The following is a 13,986-nucleotide window of genomic DNA, read 5'->3' as shown; positions in this document are numbered from 1 at the left end:
CGACCGACCAACGGACTAGCCAAGCGCGGCGACAGCGCTATACTTCGCCTGCGTTCTCTGCTGTAAACGACAGCGTGTGCAAACATTCGCCTTGTCCCTTAATTACGACCACGGGATGGCGACGGAATCGGGTGTGCAGGTCCGCCTTGTAGCGGGAAGCCCGATGGTTCCCCAGCTATCCCACTTGAACCCCGGGTTCAAGGTCGTTTCGCACGCATCGTCATGGCGGAGAATGCAATATCCCGGAAACGGCGCCGCAAGGCGCCGTTTCCTTTTGTGCCGGCGTCCGCGGCCGCGGCGACGCCGCTTGTCGCGTGGCGCACCGCAACGCGCCGACCAAGTACGCGCGGAACCCTGGATACTGGCGCCCCCGCCACGGAGACGCCGCATGCCCTCGCTCGCCCAGATCATCGACCGCTTCGACCCCACTGCCGGGTTCGACGTTCCCGCCAGCTGGCGGCAGGGCCGCACCGCCTTCGGCGGCCTGTCCGCGGCACTGGCGTTGCAGACCGCATTGCGCGCGGCGCCGTCCGCGCTGCCGCCGCTGAAGTCGGCGCACATCTGGTTCGTCGGCCCGACCGACGCCGCGCTGCGTTTCGATGCGCGGCTGCTGCGCCAGGGCAAGTCCGCCACCTCGATCGCGGTCGATTGCCTGGCCGGCGAGCAGGTCGCGCTGCGCGCGGCGCTGCTGTTCGCACAACCGCGGCCCAGCCGCATCGCCCACCACTTCATGCCCGCGCGGCCCGTGGTGTGCGGACCCGACGCCGCCGCGCCGATCGCCGACAGCGCGGCCACCCCGGCGTTCGTCGCCAATTTCGAGATGCGCCTGGCCGGCGGCGCGCTGCCGGTGTCCGGCGCGGTCACCCCGGAGCTGATGGTGTGGGTGCGCCATCGCGACAGTGCCGGGGTGGACCCGAGCGTGGCCCTGGCCGCGCTCGGCGACAGCCTGCCGCCGGCGGCGATGACCTGCTTCACCGAACCGGCGCCGGTCAGCTCGATGACCTGGACCCTGGAGTTCCCGCAGCCAGCGGCGCCCGGCGACTGGTTCCTGCTGCGCTCGGCCAGCCAACACGCCGGCGACGGCTACTCGCTGCAGGACATGCAGATCTGGGACGCCGCCGGGCAACTGGTGCTGTCGGGCCGGCAGACGGTGGCGATCTATGCGTGACGCCGCACGGCGTCGACAGACGCCAGTAGCCAGCCCGCACGCCGGAACCGACAATAGCGCCGTCTCCCCCCACGCCTGCCCGATGACTGCCGACGACCGCGACCTCCTGCGCCAGCGACTGCGCGCGCGCCGCCGCGCGCTCCCCGCGGCCGCGCGCCTGGCCGCCGCCGACGCGCTGGCGCAGCGCTTGCTGGACTTGCCGTTCGCGCCGCAGCACGGCCACGTCGCCGGCTATTGGGCGATGGACGGGGAGATCGCGCTGCACCGCTGGCAACTGCGCCTGCCGGCCAGCGTGCAGTACTGCCTGCCGGTGCTCAGCGGCAAGACCCTGCGTTTCGCGCCGTGGCGCCCGGGGCAGCCGCTGACCGCCAACCGCTACGGCATTCCCGAACCCGAGGTCGCCGCCGCGGCGACCCTGGCGCCGGAGCAGATGGCGCTGGTGGTGGCGCCGCTGGTCGGCTTCGACGCCGGCGGCCGCCGCCTGGGCATGGGCGGCGGCTGGTATGATCGCAGCTTCGCATTTCGCCAGCGGCAAATGCCTCCGCCCTGGCTGGTCGGCGCCGCCTTCGCGGTTCAGCAGGTCGCGGCGCTGCCCGTCGCCGCCTGGGACGTGGCGCTGGACGCGGTCTGCACCGACTCCCTCACCCTGCTGACCGCGACCGATTTCCCCGCATGACCGCACGCAAGCGCTACTGGCTGATGAAGTCCGAACCGGACGCCTTCTCGATCGACGACCTGCAGCGGGTCGGCAGCGAACCCTGGAACGGGGTGCGCAACTACCAGGCACGCAACTTCATGCGCGACGGCATGCAGGTCGGCGACGGCATCCTGTTCTACCACTCCAACTGCAAGGTGCCGGGCATCGTCGGCGTGGCCACGGTGGCCAGCGCGGCGTATCCGGACGCCACCCAGTTCGACCCGACATCCGACTACCACGACCCCAAGGCCACGCACGAACAGCCGCGCTGGTACCTGGTGGACGTGGCGTTCGAACGCAAGCTCGCGCGCACCATCGCGCTGGACGAGATCAGGCAGCACGCCGACGCGCTCGGCGAAGGCTTCCCACTGACCGCGCGCGGCAACCGCCTGTCGGTGTTCCCGGTCAGCGCCGCGCAGTGGAAGCTGCTGTTGGCGCTCGAATAGCCGGGATTGGGGATGGGGGATTCGTCCCTGCCCTGCGCGCCTGCCGCATTTACCAATCCCGCCTTTCTACAGCCGAATGGCTGGTCATCCCCAATCCCCAAAATCCCCAATCCCGAGCCCCCCATGTCCGAAAGCAAACGCCTGGCCGCCGAGAAAGCCATCGAATACGTCGAAGACGGCATGATCGTCGGCGTCGGCACCGGCTCCACCGTGGCCTACTTCATCGACGCGCTGGGCCGCATCGGCCACCGCATCAAGGGCGCGGTCTCCAGCTCCGAGCAGAGCACCGCGCGCTTGCGCCAGCACGGCATCGAGGTGCTGGAGCTGAACCACACCGGCAACCTGGCGCTGTACGTGGACGGTGCCGACGAGTGCGATCCGAACCGCTGCCTGATCAAGGGCGGCGGCGCCGCGCTGACCCGCGAGAAGATCATCGCCGAGGCCAGCGAACGCTTCGTGTGCATCATCGATCCGAGCAAGCAGGTGCGCACGCTGGGCGCGTTCCCGCTGCCGATCGAGGTGATCCCGATGGCGCGCAGCCTGGTCGCGCGCGAGATCCTGGCGCGCACCGGCGGCCAGCCGGTGTGGCGCGACGGCGTGGTCACCGACAACGGCAACGTGGTGCTGGACGTGCACCACCTGTCGATCACCGACCCGGTGGCGCTGGAGCGCGAGCTCAACCAGATCCCCGGCGTGGTCTGCGTCGGCCTGTTCGCGCGGCGCCCGGCCGACGTGGTGATCGTCGGTGGCGAGCCGCCGCGCGTCCTTTGACGCGCGCGGGATTCGGGATTAGGGATTGGGGATTCGCAAAAGCCGAAACCCCTTCAGGCCGCAGCTCCCCGCCGTTGCCAATCCCGAATCCCCAATCCCCAATCCCGGCTCTCTTGACTCGCCACGCACCATGCAACAAGGTGCGCGCTGATCCCACCTTCCCCGGCAATGCCATGTCCCTGTTCCGCGCTGTGTTGGTCCTCGTCCTGCTGACCCTCAGCGGCTGCGCCAGCGCTGGCGACCACTGGGTGGAACTGGGCGGGCACCGCTACCAGGTCGAGCTGGCCCAGGACGATGCGACCCGCGCGCGCGGGCTGATGTTCCGCGACCAGATGGACGCCGACCACGGCATGCTGTTCATCCACGACCGCGAGGAACCGCAGGCGTACTGGATGAAGAACACCAAGATCGCGCTGGACATCCTGTACTTCGACAGCCAGCGCACGCTGGTGGCGCAGCAGCGCGACGTGCCGCCGTGCTCGGCCGGCAATGCCTGCCCGCCCTATCCCAGCAACGCGCCGGCGCGCTACGTGCTGGAGCTCAACGCCGGCCAGGCCGCGCAGCTCAAGCTGCAGAACGGCGCCGAACTGCGCTTCGGCCCGGGGATCCCGAGCGCCCGCTGAGCCGCGCCGGCGTCGGCAAAAGCGCCGTCGCCGTCGCGCTGAACCCGACACCGCTGTCGGGAACCCCCGGACTTGATCGCGTCGCGCTTTGCGGCCAGTCTTGGGCCATGGTCGACCGACTGACATTGCCGAGCTGGAATACCCTGGCCGCGCTGGACGACGACGCGTTGCCGCTGCTGGCCACCGCGCTGCTGATCGCCCGCGACGAGTATCCGGAACTGGATGCCGACCACTACGCCACGCTGGCGCAGAACCATGCCGAGCACCTGCGCCACGAGGTGGCGATGATCGAGCCGTGGCCGCTGAAGATGGCCGCGATCAACCGCCACCTGTTCGAGGAACTCGGCTACAGCGGCAACCACGACGAGTATTACGACCCGCGCAACAGCTACATGAACGAGGTCTTCGAGCGCCGCCTGGGCAACCCGATCTCGCTGGCGCTGGTGCAGATGGAAGTGGCGCGGCGGCTGGACATCCCGCTCGACGGGGTGTCCTTCCCCGGGCATTTCCTGGTGCGCCTGCCGGTGGACGACGGCCTGCTGGTGATGGACCCGTTCAACGGCGGCCGCCCGCTGGCGGTGGAAGAGTTGCGCGAACGCGCGCGCCCGCACCTGGGCGGCGAGACCCCGGACGACCGCGCGCTGCTGCAGATCCTGGACCCGGCGCCGCACCGCGCGATCCTGACCCGGGTGCTGCGCAACCTGCACGGCGTCTACGCCGAACGTCACGAATGGGACCGCGCCGCGCGCAGCGCCGACCGCGTGCTCAAGCTGATGCCCGACCAGCCCGAAGCCCTGCGCGACCGCGGCCTGGCCTACCTGCAGATGGACTACGTGCCCGGCGCGCGCCGCGACCTGGGCCGCTACCTGCAACTGAACCCGGAAGCCAGCGACGTGCTGCCGATCCGCGAACGCCTGGTGGAACTGAGCGCGCGCGCGCAGCGGATGCATTGAGGCTGGGAATGGGGAGTGGGGAATCGGGAATGGAAAAAGCGGCTGCCCTGGGGCTCAAGGTTTGCTGGCTTGACCAAGCGGTTAACAGGTAACCGACCGAATCGTGCATTCGAGCCCGCGGGCGGGCAGCACTGCCCGACCTATGACCTTGCAGCAATCCGACAGCTCGGCATCGCTATTTACGCCCGGTGCGCCCCAAAAAAGCACTCTGCCTCACGAGGCCTACAGGCAGGGAGCGGCTGTTCCCATTCCCGATTCCCCACTCCCCATTCCCAGCTTCAATCCATCTCCACCATCTCGAAATCGTCCTTGGTCACGCCGCAGTCCGGGCAGGTCCAGGTGTCGGGCACGTCTTCCCAGCGGGTGCCGGGGGCGATGCCTTCTTCCGGCAGGCCGTCGATTTCCTTGTAGATGAAGCCGCAGACGACGCACATCCAGGTGCGGTAGGTGGTGGCAATGGCATCGCTCATTGGATAATCGCGGGTCTACGGGCCGGACGGAGCGGCATTGTCCCACCCTCGCCTGCACACCGGAAGGCTCCTCCATGAATGCAGCATCGCCACCCCGCGGCGTCTACCTGATCACCCCCGACGAGGCCGACGGCGAGCGCCTGCTGGCGCGCGTGGCGCCGCTGCTCGGCCACGGCCCGACCTGGCTGCAATACCGCAACAAGCGGGCCGACGCGGCGCAGCGCCTGGCCCAGGCGACGGCACTGCAGGCGCTGTGCGCGCACGCCGGCGTGCCGCTGATCGTCAACGACGCTGTGGCCCTGGCGCAGGCGGTCGGCGCCGCCGGCGTGCACCTGGGCGAAGACGACGCCGACCTGGCCGCCGCGCGCGCAGCGCTCGGTGCCGACGCGCTGATCGGCGCCTCGTGCTACGACGACCTCGCCCTGGCCCGCGCCGCCGCCGCCGCCGGCGCCAGCTACGTCGCCTTCGGCGCGTTCTTCCCCACGCGCAGCAAAGTCACCACGCGCCGCGCCGACCCCGGCCTGCTGCGCGATGCCGCGACGCTGGGCCTGCCGCGGGTCGCGATCGGTGGGCTGACCCCCGACAACGGCCGTGCCCTGGTCGCCGCCGGCGCCGACCTGCTGGCGGTGATCAGCGGCGTGTTCGACGCCGCCGATCCGCGTGCGGCCTTGGCCGCCTACCGCGCCTGCTTCGACTGAGGCGCGGTGCCGGCGCAGGTATCGAATGCACCGCTGGCGGGGCGCTCCTGGGGCGAAGCCTCGCGCCTCCAAACTCCGCGAGGCGCTTCGCGTCCGTACCCTCACCCCAACCCCTCTCCCGGCGGGAGAGGGGCTAGTGGCTCTTCCTTCTCCCCTCGGGAGAAGGTGCCCCGCAGGGGCGGATGAGGGTACGGACGCAGCCTCGTGCACCCAAACGCCGCGAGGCGCTTCGCGCACGTACCCTCACCCCAACCCCTCTCCCGAGGGGGAGAGGGGCTTTAGAACCATGCCCGCTCAGAAGTCGTAGCTGAGCGTCACCCGCGCCGAGCGCGGCGCCTGGTATGCCACCGCCTGGTTCCACAGCGGATTGACTTGGCCCGGGTTCAGCTCGGAGAACGGATAGACGTTGGTCACCGTCTGCCGGTTGGTGACGTTGAACACGTCCAGGCTCAGCGCCAACTTGCCTTCGGCGAACTTCGGCTTGTAGGTCAGGCCCAGGTCGAGCTGCGCCACCCAGCCCAAGGTGCCGTGCGAACCCGGCGGCGACGGCTCGCCGGTGCCGGTGGCCGGGTTGTAGCAGTAGTGGTAGGTGCCGCCGGTGACGCTGGCATTGGCATAGCCGGCCGGATCGCGGTCACCGGCGTCGTAGTTGCTGCCGTAGTAGTAGCCCAGGCACGGCCGCGGCGCGCCGGAGATCAGGCTCAGGTTGGCGGACGCGCCCCACTCCCCGGTCAGCTGGTAGAAGCCGTACACCTTGAGCTGGTGGCGGTGGTCGTTGGACTGGTTGCCATTGACGTTCTCCATCAGTGCCGCGTGGTCCCAGCTCTGCGTGGTCGAGGTCGCCGCCTGGCCCTGGTAGCTGCCCAGCGCGCCGCCGGTGCGCCACAGGTCCGAGCGCAGCTGGCCTTCGGTGGTGCCGTAGCTGTGCGCCCACACGTAGCTCATCTTGCTGTACCAGCGGCCGTCGAACGGACGCTCCAGGTTGAATTCCAGCGCCGAGTAGCGGCGCTTGAATTCGGGGTAGCCGCCCTGCTCGCGGGTCACGGTCAAGGCGTGCACCTGGCCGTCGGTGCCGATCACCCGGTAGGTGTTGGTCTTGCCCGGATTGATCAGCGCCGCGCTGGCGTTCCTGGTCCAGTCGATGTCCACGCCCGCCGCCGCCGCGGCGGCCACCAGGCCGGTATTGGAGTTGTCGAGGTTGGTGTCGTCGATGCCGTCGTTGAGCCGGCGATGGGTGCCGCGCACGCCGAGCACCCAGTCGTTCGGCAGCACCTTGGTGAAGCCGAGGATGAGCTCGTCCTGGTTCTCGCCCTTGATGTCCTCGGCCACCGCGGTACGCACGTCGGCGAGCCGGCCGAAGCGCGAGTTGGCCGATACCGGCGGCGCCAGCTGGGTGGCCAGGATCGGCGTGCCGTCGGCATTGATGCCGCTGTAGGTGTAGTAGGTGCTGGTGGACACCGCCGGGGTGAACAACCCCGCCGGCGACAGCGGCAGGCCGAGGTAGTAGCGGCCGATGTTGCCGTACACCTTCAGGCTGGAATCGCCGTTGACGTCCCAGCTGAAGCCCAGCCGCGGCGCCCACTGGTTCTTCAGCTCGATGTAGGCCTGGCCGAACGGGGTGTAGTTGGTGAAGCTGTCGTTGCGCACGCCGAGCGAGAGCAGCAGTTTGTCGGTGACCTGCCAGTGGTCTTCGAGGTAGTACGCGGTCTGCTTGGCGTCGTAGGAATACAGGTTGGTGGCGATGTCCTTGGTGACGTAGTAGCCGGTGCTGCCGTAGGTGGGATCGGCCAGGCCCGGGCTGGGCACGCCGATGCTGCCGTCCTCGGCCACCGAGCCGCTGACCTGGCCGCCGCTGTTCGCGCCGTACGCATCCGGGGTGTAGCCATAGGTCCAGGCATAGCCCGGGCCGGAACTGTACGTGCCGATGTTGATCGCCTCGCTCTTCTGGTTGTCGATGCCGACGTCGATGCTGTGCGCGCCGAGCCGCCAGTTGAGGTTGAGGCGCAGGTTGTCCTTCTTGTACTCGCGGTCCGGATCGGTGATCGAGACGACTGTCTGCGCGTTGGTGACCGGGACGCCGCCGGTGTAGGCCGGGTTCTGGTTGTCGACGCTGTTGAGGTACGGGCCGTTGCCGGCGTCGTAGCCGATCGCGGTGAGCTTGTTGGGCAGGCGTTCCTTGCCGTACAGCGCGGTCAAGGTGAGGTTGTCGCCGAAATAGCCGGTGTACTTGCCCATCAACAGGGACGGGCCGAACTCGTTCTTGGCTTCGCGGCCCTTGTAGCTGCCGACCTCGCGGTTGACGTAGTCGTAGCCGTAGATGTTGCCGTTGGTGCGCGCCTTGTCCTGCGCGCCGGTGAATTCCAGCAGGTGGTTGTCGCTGATCTGCCAGTCGATCTTGGCGTAGGCGCGGGTCTGCTTGTAGTCGTAGCGCGTCCACGGCGAGCCGGAGATGCCGCCGGAGGTGACGCGCGCGTCGGCGACGCGGGTGCCGCTGGAATCGACCTGCTCCAGGGCCAGGAAGAAGAACAACCGGTCCTGCACCAGCGGGCCGCCGACATAGGCGCTGTAGGTGGTCTGGTCGGCGGTGGTCTCGCTCAGCGGCATGTAGTTGCCGGCGGTGTACCTGGCATTGCTCGGATCCCAGTACACGCTGTCCTTGCGGAAATACAGATCGCTCTGCCGGGCGCTGAGGCTGTCCGGCTGCCAGATCACCGCCGCGCCGAAATGCCACTCGTTACTGCCGCGCTTGCCGACCTGGCTGATCACGCCGCCGTTGGAACGGCCGTATTGCGCGCCATAGCCACCGGTGAAGATTTCCTGCTGGTCGATCGCGCCGTACGGCAGGGTCAGCCCGCCCAGGCTGCTGGCCGGGTCGGTGGTGTTGAAGCCGTTGAGGTAATAGGCGTTCTCGCTCGCCGCCGAGCCGCCGAAGCTGGCCAGCGAGCCGCCGAGCGCGCCGTTGTCGTAGCCGCCGCTGTTGGCGACCACGCCCGGAGCCAGCAAGGCAATGGCCTCGGCGCTGCGCCCGAGCGGCAGCACCGCCAGTTGCTCGGCGGTGATCACGGTGCGGCTGTCGACGCTGGCCACGTCGATCCGGGCCACGTTGCCGGCCACCACGTTGACCGCGTCCAGGGTCTGCGCCGGGCCGCCGAAGCCGACCTCGGTGCCGGCACCGACCACCAGGCTGATGTTCTCGCGCGTCTCCACCACCTGGCCGTCGCGCTTGAGCGCGACCGTGTAGGTGCCCAGCGGCAGGTTGCCCTGCGCGTAGCGGCCGCGGTCGTCCACCTTGACCTCGCGGCTGAAGCCGCTGGTGTTGGTGATCAGCACGCTGCTCTGGCCCGCGCCCGGCGGCACGCTGCCGACGATGCTGCCGGTGGTGGACTGCGCATAGGCATGGCCGGCGGCAAGCGCCAACGCGAGCGCCAAGGCGCTCTTGCGGATCGTACGGTGCATGCTCTCTCCCCGAAGATGGAAATCGTTGGCAACCCAACGAAATGCAGGCGCGACGCCAGTGGCGAACCCGCTGGAACACTGTGGAAAATCCGCCCGTTGCATGCCCAATCACCATTGGCTATCAGGTCATGCGCCCCCCTGGACGCTCCGATAGTAGGCAGCGGATCACGCGGCGGAGCCGGCCGCAGCGGGTAGGTGCGCGGCGGGCGGGTAGGTGCGGCCGAACGGCAGACGACATGGCACGCGCAGGCGCTAGCCGCGACAATAGGCGGCATCGCGCCGCGCCCGGCCCACCGGCCCACCGGCCCACCGGCCCGGCCAGTCTCGCCAAGGATTCCCCGCTCATGAACCATTCCCGCTCGCACGCCCTCTTCGCCCAGGCGCAGTCGCTGATCCCCGGCGGGGTCAACTCGCCGGTCCGCGCCTTCACGTCGGTGGGCGGCGAACCGTTCTTCGTGCAGCGCGCCGACGGCCCCTATCTGTACGACGTGGACGGCAACCGCTACATCGACTACGTCGGCTCGTGGGGGCCGATGATCGCCGGGCACAACCACCCGGCGGTGCGCGAGGCGGTGCAGCGCGCGATCGGCGACGGCCTGTCGTTCGGCGCGCCGTGCGCGGCCGAGGTGACGATGGCCGAAACCATCACCCGCCTGGTGCCCTCGTGCGAGATGGTGCGCATGGTCAATTCCGGCACCGAGGCCACCCTGTCGGCGGTGCGCCTGGCGCGCGGCGCCACCGGGCGCAGCCGCATCGTCAAGTTCGAGGGCTGCTACCACGGCCACGGCGACTCGTTCCTGGTCAAGGCCGGCAGCGGCATGCTGACCCTGGGCGTGCCGACCTCGCCCGGCGTGCCGGCCGGCCTGAGCGAACTCACCGCCACGCTCAGCTACAACGACTTCGAAGGCGCCACCGCGCTGTTCGATCGGATCGGCGGCGAGATCGCCGCGGTCATCATCGAGCCGGTGGTCGGCAACGCCAACTGCATCGCGCCGCGCGCAGGCTATCTGCAGCACCTGCGCGACCTGTGCACGCGGCACGGCGCGCTGCTGATCTTCGACGAGGTGATGACCGGCTTCCGCGTGGCGCTGGGCGGCGCGCAGGCGCACTACGGCGTGGTCCCGGACCTGACCACGTTCGGCAAGATCATCGGCGGCGGCATGCCGGTCGGCGCCTATGGCGGCCGCGCCGAGCTGATGCGGCAGATCGCCCCGTCCGGGCCGATCTACCAGGCCGGCACGCTCAGCGGCAATCCGGTGGCGATGGCCGCCGGCCTGGCCATGCTGGAGCTGGTGCAGGCGCCGGGTTTCCACCAGCGCCTGGACGCGGCCGCCGCCGCGCTGTGCGCCGGGCTGGAGCAGGCCGCCGCCGCCGCCGGGGTGGCGGTCAGCACCAACCAGGTCGGGGCGATGTTCGGCCTGTTCTTCACTGCGCAGAAGGTCGAAACCTACGCCCAGGCCACTGCCTGCGACAGCGCTGCGTTCAACCGCTTCTTCCACGCCATGCTCGCGCGCGGCGTGTTCCTGGCGCCATCGGCGTACGAGGCCGGCTTCCTGTCCAGCGCGCACGACCAGAGCGTCCTGGGGGACACATTGGCGGCGGCGCGCGAGGCGTTCCGTGTGGTCGCCGCCGGCTGAAGCGAAACCGAGAACTGGTCGTGACTTTTGTTTTTGTCGAGAACCTGTCATAAGTTCAACCTTCAGGTCCAACGGACGGCACCAGGGCGGGGGCTCGTGGGATCGGTATGGCGCCAGGGGACTCGTGCATCCGCACGGCAAACCGGCATGCGTCCGATTCCGTCCCGTTGCCCGAGCCGCCGGAAGGCGCCAGGGCGACACCTGCAGACACTCGTGGCGACATGCTCAAGCCTGTCACGCTGTTGGATCCGCATTTCCTGCCGGCCGTGCACGGCAGCCCCGCCATGCCCGACTGGGTGCTGGCCGACAAACTGGCGCCGCCACGCTCGCGCGTGGCCGCGGTCGCGCGCGAGGCGTTGCTGCAGCGCCTGGACCGCGCCGCCGAACTGCCGCTGACCCTGCTGCTGGCGCCGCCCGGGTTCGGCAAGACCACCCTGCTCGGACAATGGCACCAACGCCTGCGCGACCGCGGCGCCGCGGTCGCATGGCTGGCGCTGGACGAGGACGATGCCGATCCCGCGCGTTTTCTCGCCTACCTGGCGCTGGCCGTGCGTGGCGCCGGAGTCGAGCTGGGCATGCCGCTGCCGGCCGCGCAACAGCGCAGCCAGGACGTGGCGGCGGCCCTGCACGGCCTGATCCGCGCGATCCGTGCCGCGCCGCGGCGCCTGCTGCTGATCCTCGACGACTACGACCGCGGCCAGGCCGCCGCGCTCGACGAGGCAGTGACGCGGCTGGTCGAACGTGCCGGCAGCCAGTTGCACCTGCTGCTGGCGACGCGCCGCGCACCGGCGCTGCCGCTGGCGCGCTGGGCGCTGCAGGGCCAGCTGGAACGCATCGGCGCGCGCGAACTGGCGCTGGACGAGGCCGAGACGCTGGCGCTGCTGGGACCGCAGGTGCCGGCGGCGATGGCCTGCCAGCTGCGCCGGCAGACCGAGGGCTGGGCGGTCGCGCTGCAATTGGCCGGGCTATGGCTGGACGGCGACGAACGCCGCCGCGACGACCTGGGCCGGTTCTCCGGACGTACCGCCGAGCTGGCAGCGTATCTGGCCGAACAGGTGCTCAACGATCTTGATCCGGCGTTGCGCGCGTTGCTGCTGCAGCTCTCGCCATTGGAACGGTTCAACGCCGCGCTCGCCGACGCGGTGCGCGAACGCGACGACAGCGGCCGGCTGCTGGAGCGCCTGGCGCACTTCCAGGGCCTGCTGGTGGCGCTGGACGGCGAGCGCGAATGGTTCCGCTTCCATCCGTTGTTCGCCGACTATCTGTACCAGCAGCTGGAGCGCGACACGCCCGGACTGGCGCCGCAGCTGCACCGGCGCGCCGCGCACTGGTTCGATACGCACGGACAGCTGCCCGAAGCGGTGCGCCATGCGGTCCGCGGCGGCGCGCTCGACAGCGCCGCCGACTGCATCGCCCGCGCCGGCACCTGGCAGTTGCTGCTGCGCCACGGCAGCGCCCCGATCCGCGCGCTGCTGCGCCGCTTCCCGCGCAGTTGCATCGGCGAACAGCCGGCACTGAACCTGACCCAGGCCTACCTGCACATGAAGCTGGGCGAGTTCGCGCACGCGCAGACCCTGCTGGAACGCTTCCGCGATTTCCCCGAGCAGGTGCGCGCGCCGTTCGAGCGCGACTACACGGTGGTGGCGGCCTTGCTGCGCGACCTGCTCGACCAGATCTGCGCCAACCCGCGCGGACTGGCGCAGATCGCCGCGCAGGCGGCGGCGCTGGACGAGGACGACAGCCTGGGCCGCGGCACACTGTGGTGCATCTGCGCCACCACCGCGTTGGGCCGCGCCGATTTCGCCGGCGCCGAACGCTACGCGCAGCTGGCCGGCAGCGCGATGCAGGCCAGCGGCAGCGAGGTCGGCGCCAGCTATGCGCTGATCCATCTGGCGCAGAGCCACTACTACCGCGGCCAGTTGGAACGGGCCGAGGCCACCTGCCGCCAGGCGCTGGCCATTGCCCAGCGCCAGCAGCAGCTCGATCCCACCTTGCAGGCGGTGGGCCAGTGCCTGCTGGCGCAACTGCAATGCGAGCACGGCCGCTACGACGAGGCCGCCGACTGCCTGCAGCCGGCGCTGGGCTTTCTCGAACAGCACGACGGCTGGCTGGACATCTATGCCGCCGGCTACGAGACCGCGCTGGTGCTGGCGCGGCAGCACGACCGCAGCGGCCGCGCCGCGCTGGACCTGCTCGACCACATCGACCGCATCGCGCACGCGCGGCACCTGGGCCGGCTCGCCGACCTGGCGCTGGCCTGGCGCCTGCACGTGCTGCTCGACCAGCCGCGCTCGCCCGCGATCGACATGCTGGTCGCGCGCACCGGCGACGAGGCGCGGTTCGCGCACGCGCTGAGCCAGCCGCAGGATTGGCGCTTCCTCGCCGCGCTCGGCTTCGCCCTGGCCCGCTGGCACCGCCTGGGTGGACGCACCCGCGCCGCGCTGGCGGTACTGCAGGGCGTGGAGGCGGCCTGCGTGGCCGCCGACAACCGCGTGCACCTGGCGCGCGCGCGCGCGCGCATCGCGCTGGTGCTGCACGACCGCGGCGAATCCGCCGCTGCGCTGCCGTACCTGCGCCACGCGCTGCAGCATGTGGCCAGCACCCAGGCCTGGCAATGCCTGCTGGAACTGGGCGTGCCAGGCAAGGCGCTGCTGCGCATGGCGCGCCAGCGGGATCCGCAGGCCGCCCCGAACACCACGCTGGCGATGACCATCCAGGCGCTGCTGGACAAGCTGCGCCACGACCAGCACAACGGCGCCGAGCTGTTCAGCGAACGCGAACTGGAGGTGCTGGCGCTGCTGGCGCAGGGCGACGCGAACAAGCAGATCGCACGGCGCCTGGCGCTGTCGGAGAACACGGTCAAGTTCCACCTGAAGAACCTGTACCGCAAGCTGGAAGCTGGCACCCGCGAAGCGGCGCTGGCCAGCGCATTGCAACGCGGCCTGCTGCAGCGCATGGCGCCGCCGGATTCCGCACTGGAGTGAGCGCGGTGACATCGTAATCGCGAGAGTCGTCGCTATTTTATGGGAACGACTCCCACAAGTGGAGTCGGCGCTGAAGCAGGCCG

The 13,986-nt window shown here is 70.0% G+C and carries 11 protein-coding genes and 1 other RNA gene; 10 read left to right on the top strand and 2 right to left on the bottom strand.

Going from position 1 to position 13,986, the window contains the following annotated elements; all coding sequences use genetic code 11:
* Nucleotides 1-51: 51 nt before the first annotated feature.
* The 7 genes from ssrS (at nt 52) to FZ025_RS13040 (ending at nt 4,658) form a co-directional block, all read left to right on the top strand.
* Nucleotides 52-236, top strand: a non-coding RNA gene (gene ssrS, locus FZ025_RS13070) — 6S RNA.
* 152 nt (nt 237-388) lie between these two features.
* Nucleotides 389-1,168: an acyl-CoA thioesterase gene (locus FZ025_RS13065; protein WP_046981360.1), complete on the top strand. Its 780-nt coding sequence runs from the start codon at nt 389-391 to the stop codon at nt 1,166-1,168.
* An 82-nt stretch (nt 1,169-1,250) separates the two neighbouring features.
* The gene (locus FZ025_RS13060; RefSeq protein WP_046981359.1) at nt 1,251-1,844 is read left to right on the top strand and encodes a 5-formyltetrahydrofolate cyclo-ligase; all 594 of its coding nucleotides are present in this window, start codon (nt 1,251-1,253) and stop codon (nt 1,842-1,844) included.
* Nucleotides 1,841-2,311, top strand: a complete 471-nt coding sequence (locus tag FZ025_RS13055; RefSeq protein WP_046981358.1) for an EVE domain-containing protein — start codon at nt 1,841-1,843, stop codon at nt 2,309-2,311. The genes FZ025_RS13060 and FZ025_RS13055 overlap by 4 nt, the downstream gene beginning before the upstream one ends.
* Nucleotides 2,312-2,434: 123 nt before the next feature.
* Nucleotides 2,435-3,082, top strand: coding sequence for a ribose-5-phosphate isomerase RpiA (rpiA, locus tag FZ025_RS13050; RefSeq protein WP_104558166.1), 648 nt, complete (start codon nt 2,435-2,437; stop codon nt 3,080-3,082).
* 173 nt (nt 3,083-3,255) lie between these two features.
* Nucleotides 3,256-3,705, top strand: a complete 450-nt coding sequence (locus FZ025_RS13045; RefSeq protein WP_046979125.1) for a DUF192 domain-containing protein — start codon at nt 3,256-3,258, stop codon at nt 3,703-3,705.
* Nucleotides 3,706-3,743: 38 nt separating this feature from the next.
* Nucleotides 3,744-4,658, top strand: coding sequence for a SirB1 family protein (locus FZ025_RS13040; protein WP_386269838.1), 915 nt, complete (start codon nt 3,744-3,746; stop codon nt 4,656-4,658).
* Nucleotides 4,659-4,936: 278 nt separating this feature from the next.
* On the opposite strand, the gene FZ025_RS13035 is transcribed toward FZ025_RS13040, so the two are convergent.
* Nucleotides 4,937-5,128, bottom strand: coding sequence for a rubredoxin (locus FZ025_RS13035; RefSeq protein ID WP_046979127.1), 192 nt, complete (start codon nt 5,126-5,128; stop codon nt 4,937-4,939).
* 74 nt (nt 5,129-5,202) lie between these two features.
* Here FZ025_RS13035 and thiE point away from each other — a divergent pair, with 74 nt between their 5' ends.
* The gene (gene thiE / locus FZ025_RS13030; protein WP_046979128.1) at nt 5,203-5,826 is read left to right on the top strand and encodes a thiamine phosphate synthase; all 624 of its coding nucleotides are present in this window, start codon (nt 5,203-5,205) and stop codon (nt 5,824-5,826) included.
* Nucleotides 5,827-6,120: 294 nt separating this feature from the next.
* Here thiE and FZ025_RS13025 read toward each other — a convergent pair whose 3' ends face one another.
* Nucleotides 6,121-9,282 carry an outer membrane beta-barrel protein gene (locus FZ025_RS13025; protein WP_046979129.1) on the bottom strand — a complete coding sequence of 1,054 codons (3,162 nt, stop codon included), beginning with the start codon at nt 9,280-9,282 and terminating at the stop codon, nt 6,121-6,123.
* Between the two features lie 344 nt (nt 9,283-9,626).
* Here FZ025_RS13025 and hemL point away from each other — a divergent pair, with 344 nt between their 5' ends.
* Both hemL and FZ025_RS13015 read left to right on the top strand, forming a co-directional pair.
* Entirely contained in the window at nt 9,627-10,919 is a 1,293-nt protein-coding gene (gene hemL / locus FZ025_RS13020) for a glutamate-1-semialdehyde 2,1-aminomutase (protein ID WP_046979130.1), read from the top strand.
* Nucleotides 10,920-11,140: 221 nt separating this feature from the next.
* Nucleotides 11,141-13,903 carry a winged helix-turn-helix domain-containing protein gene (locus FZ025_RS13015; RefSeq protein WP_104558164.1) on the top strand — a complete coding sequence of 921 codons (2,763 nt, stop codon included), beginning with the start codon at nt 11,141-11,143 and terminating at the stop codon, nt 13,901-13,903.
* The last annotated feature ends 83 nt before the right edge of the window (nt 13,904-13,986 follow it).

Source organism: Xanthomonas hyacinthi (assembly GCF_009769165.1).
Classification (GTDB): domain Bacteria; phylum Pseudomonadota; class Gammaproteobacteria; order Xanthomonadales; family Xanthomonadaceae; genus Xanthomonas_A; species Xanthomonas_A hyacinthi.
This window is presented reverse-complemented; position numbering and strand designations above follow the sequence as displayed.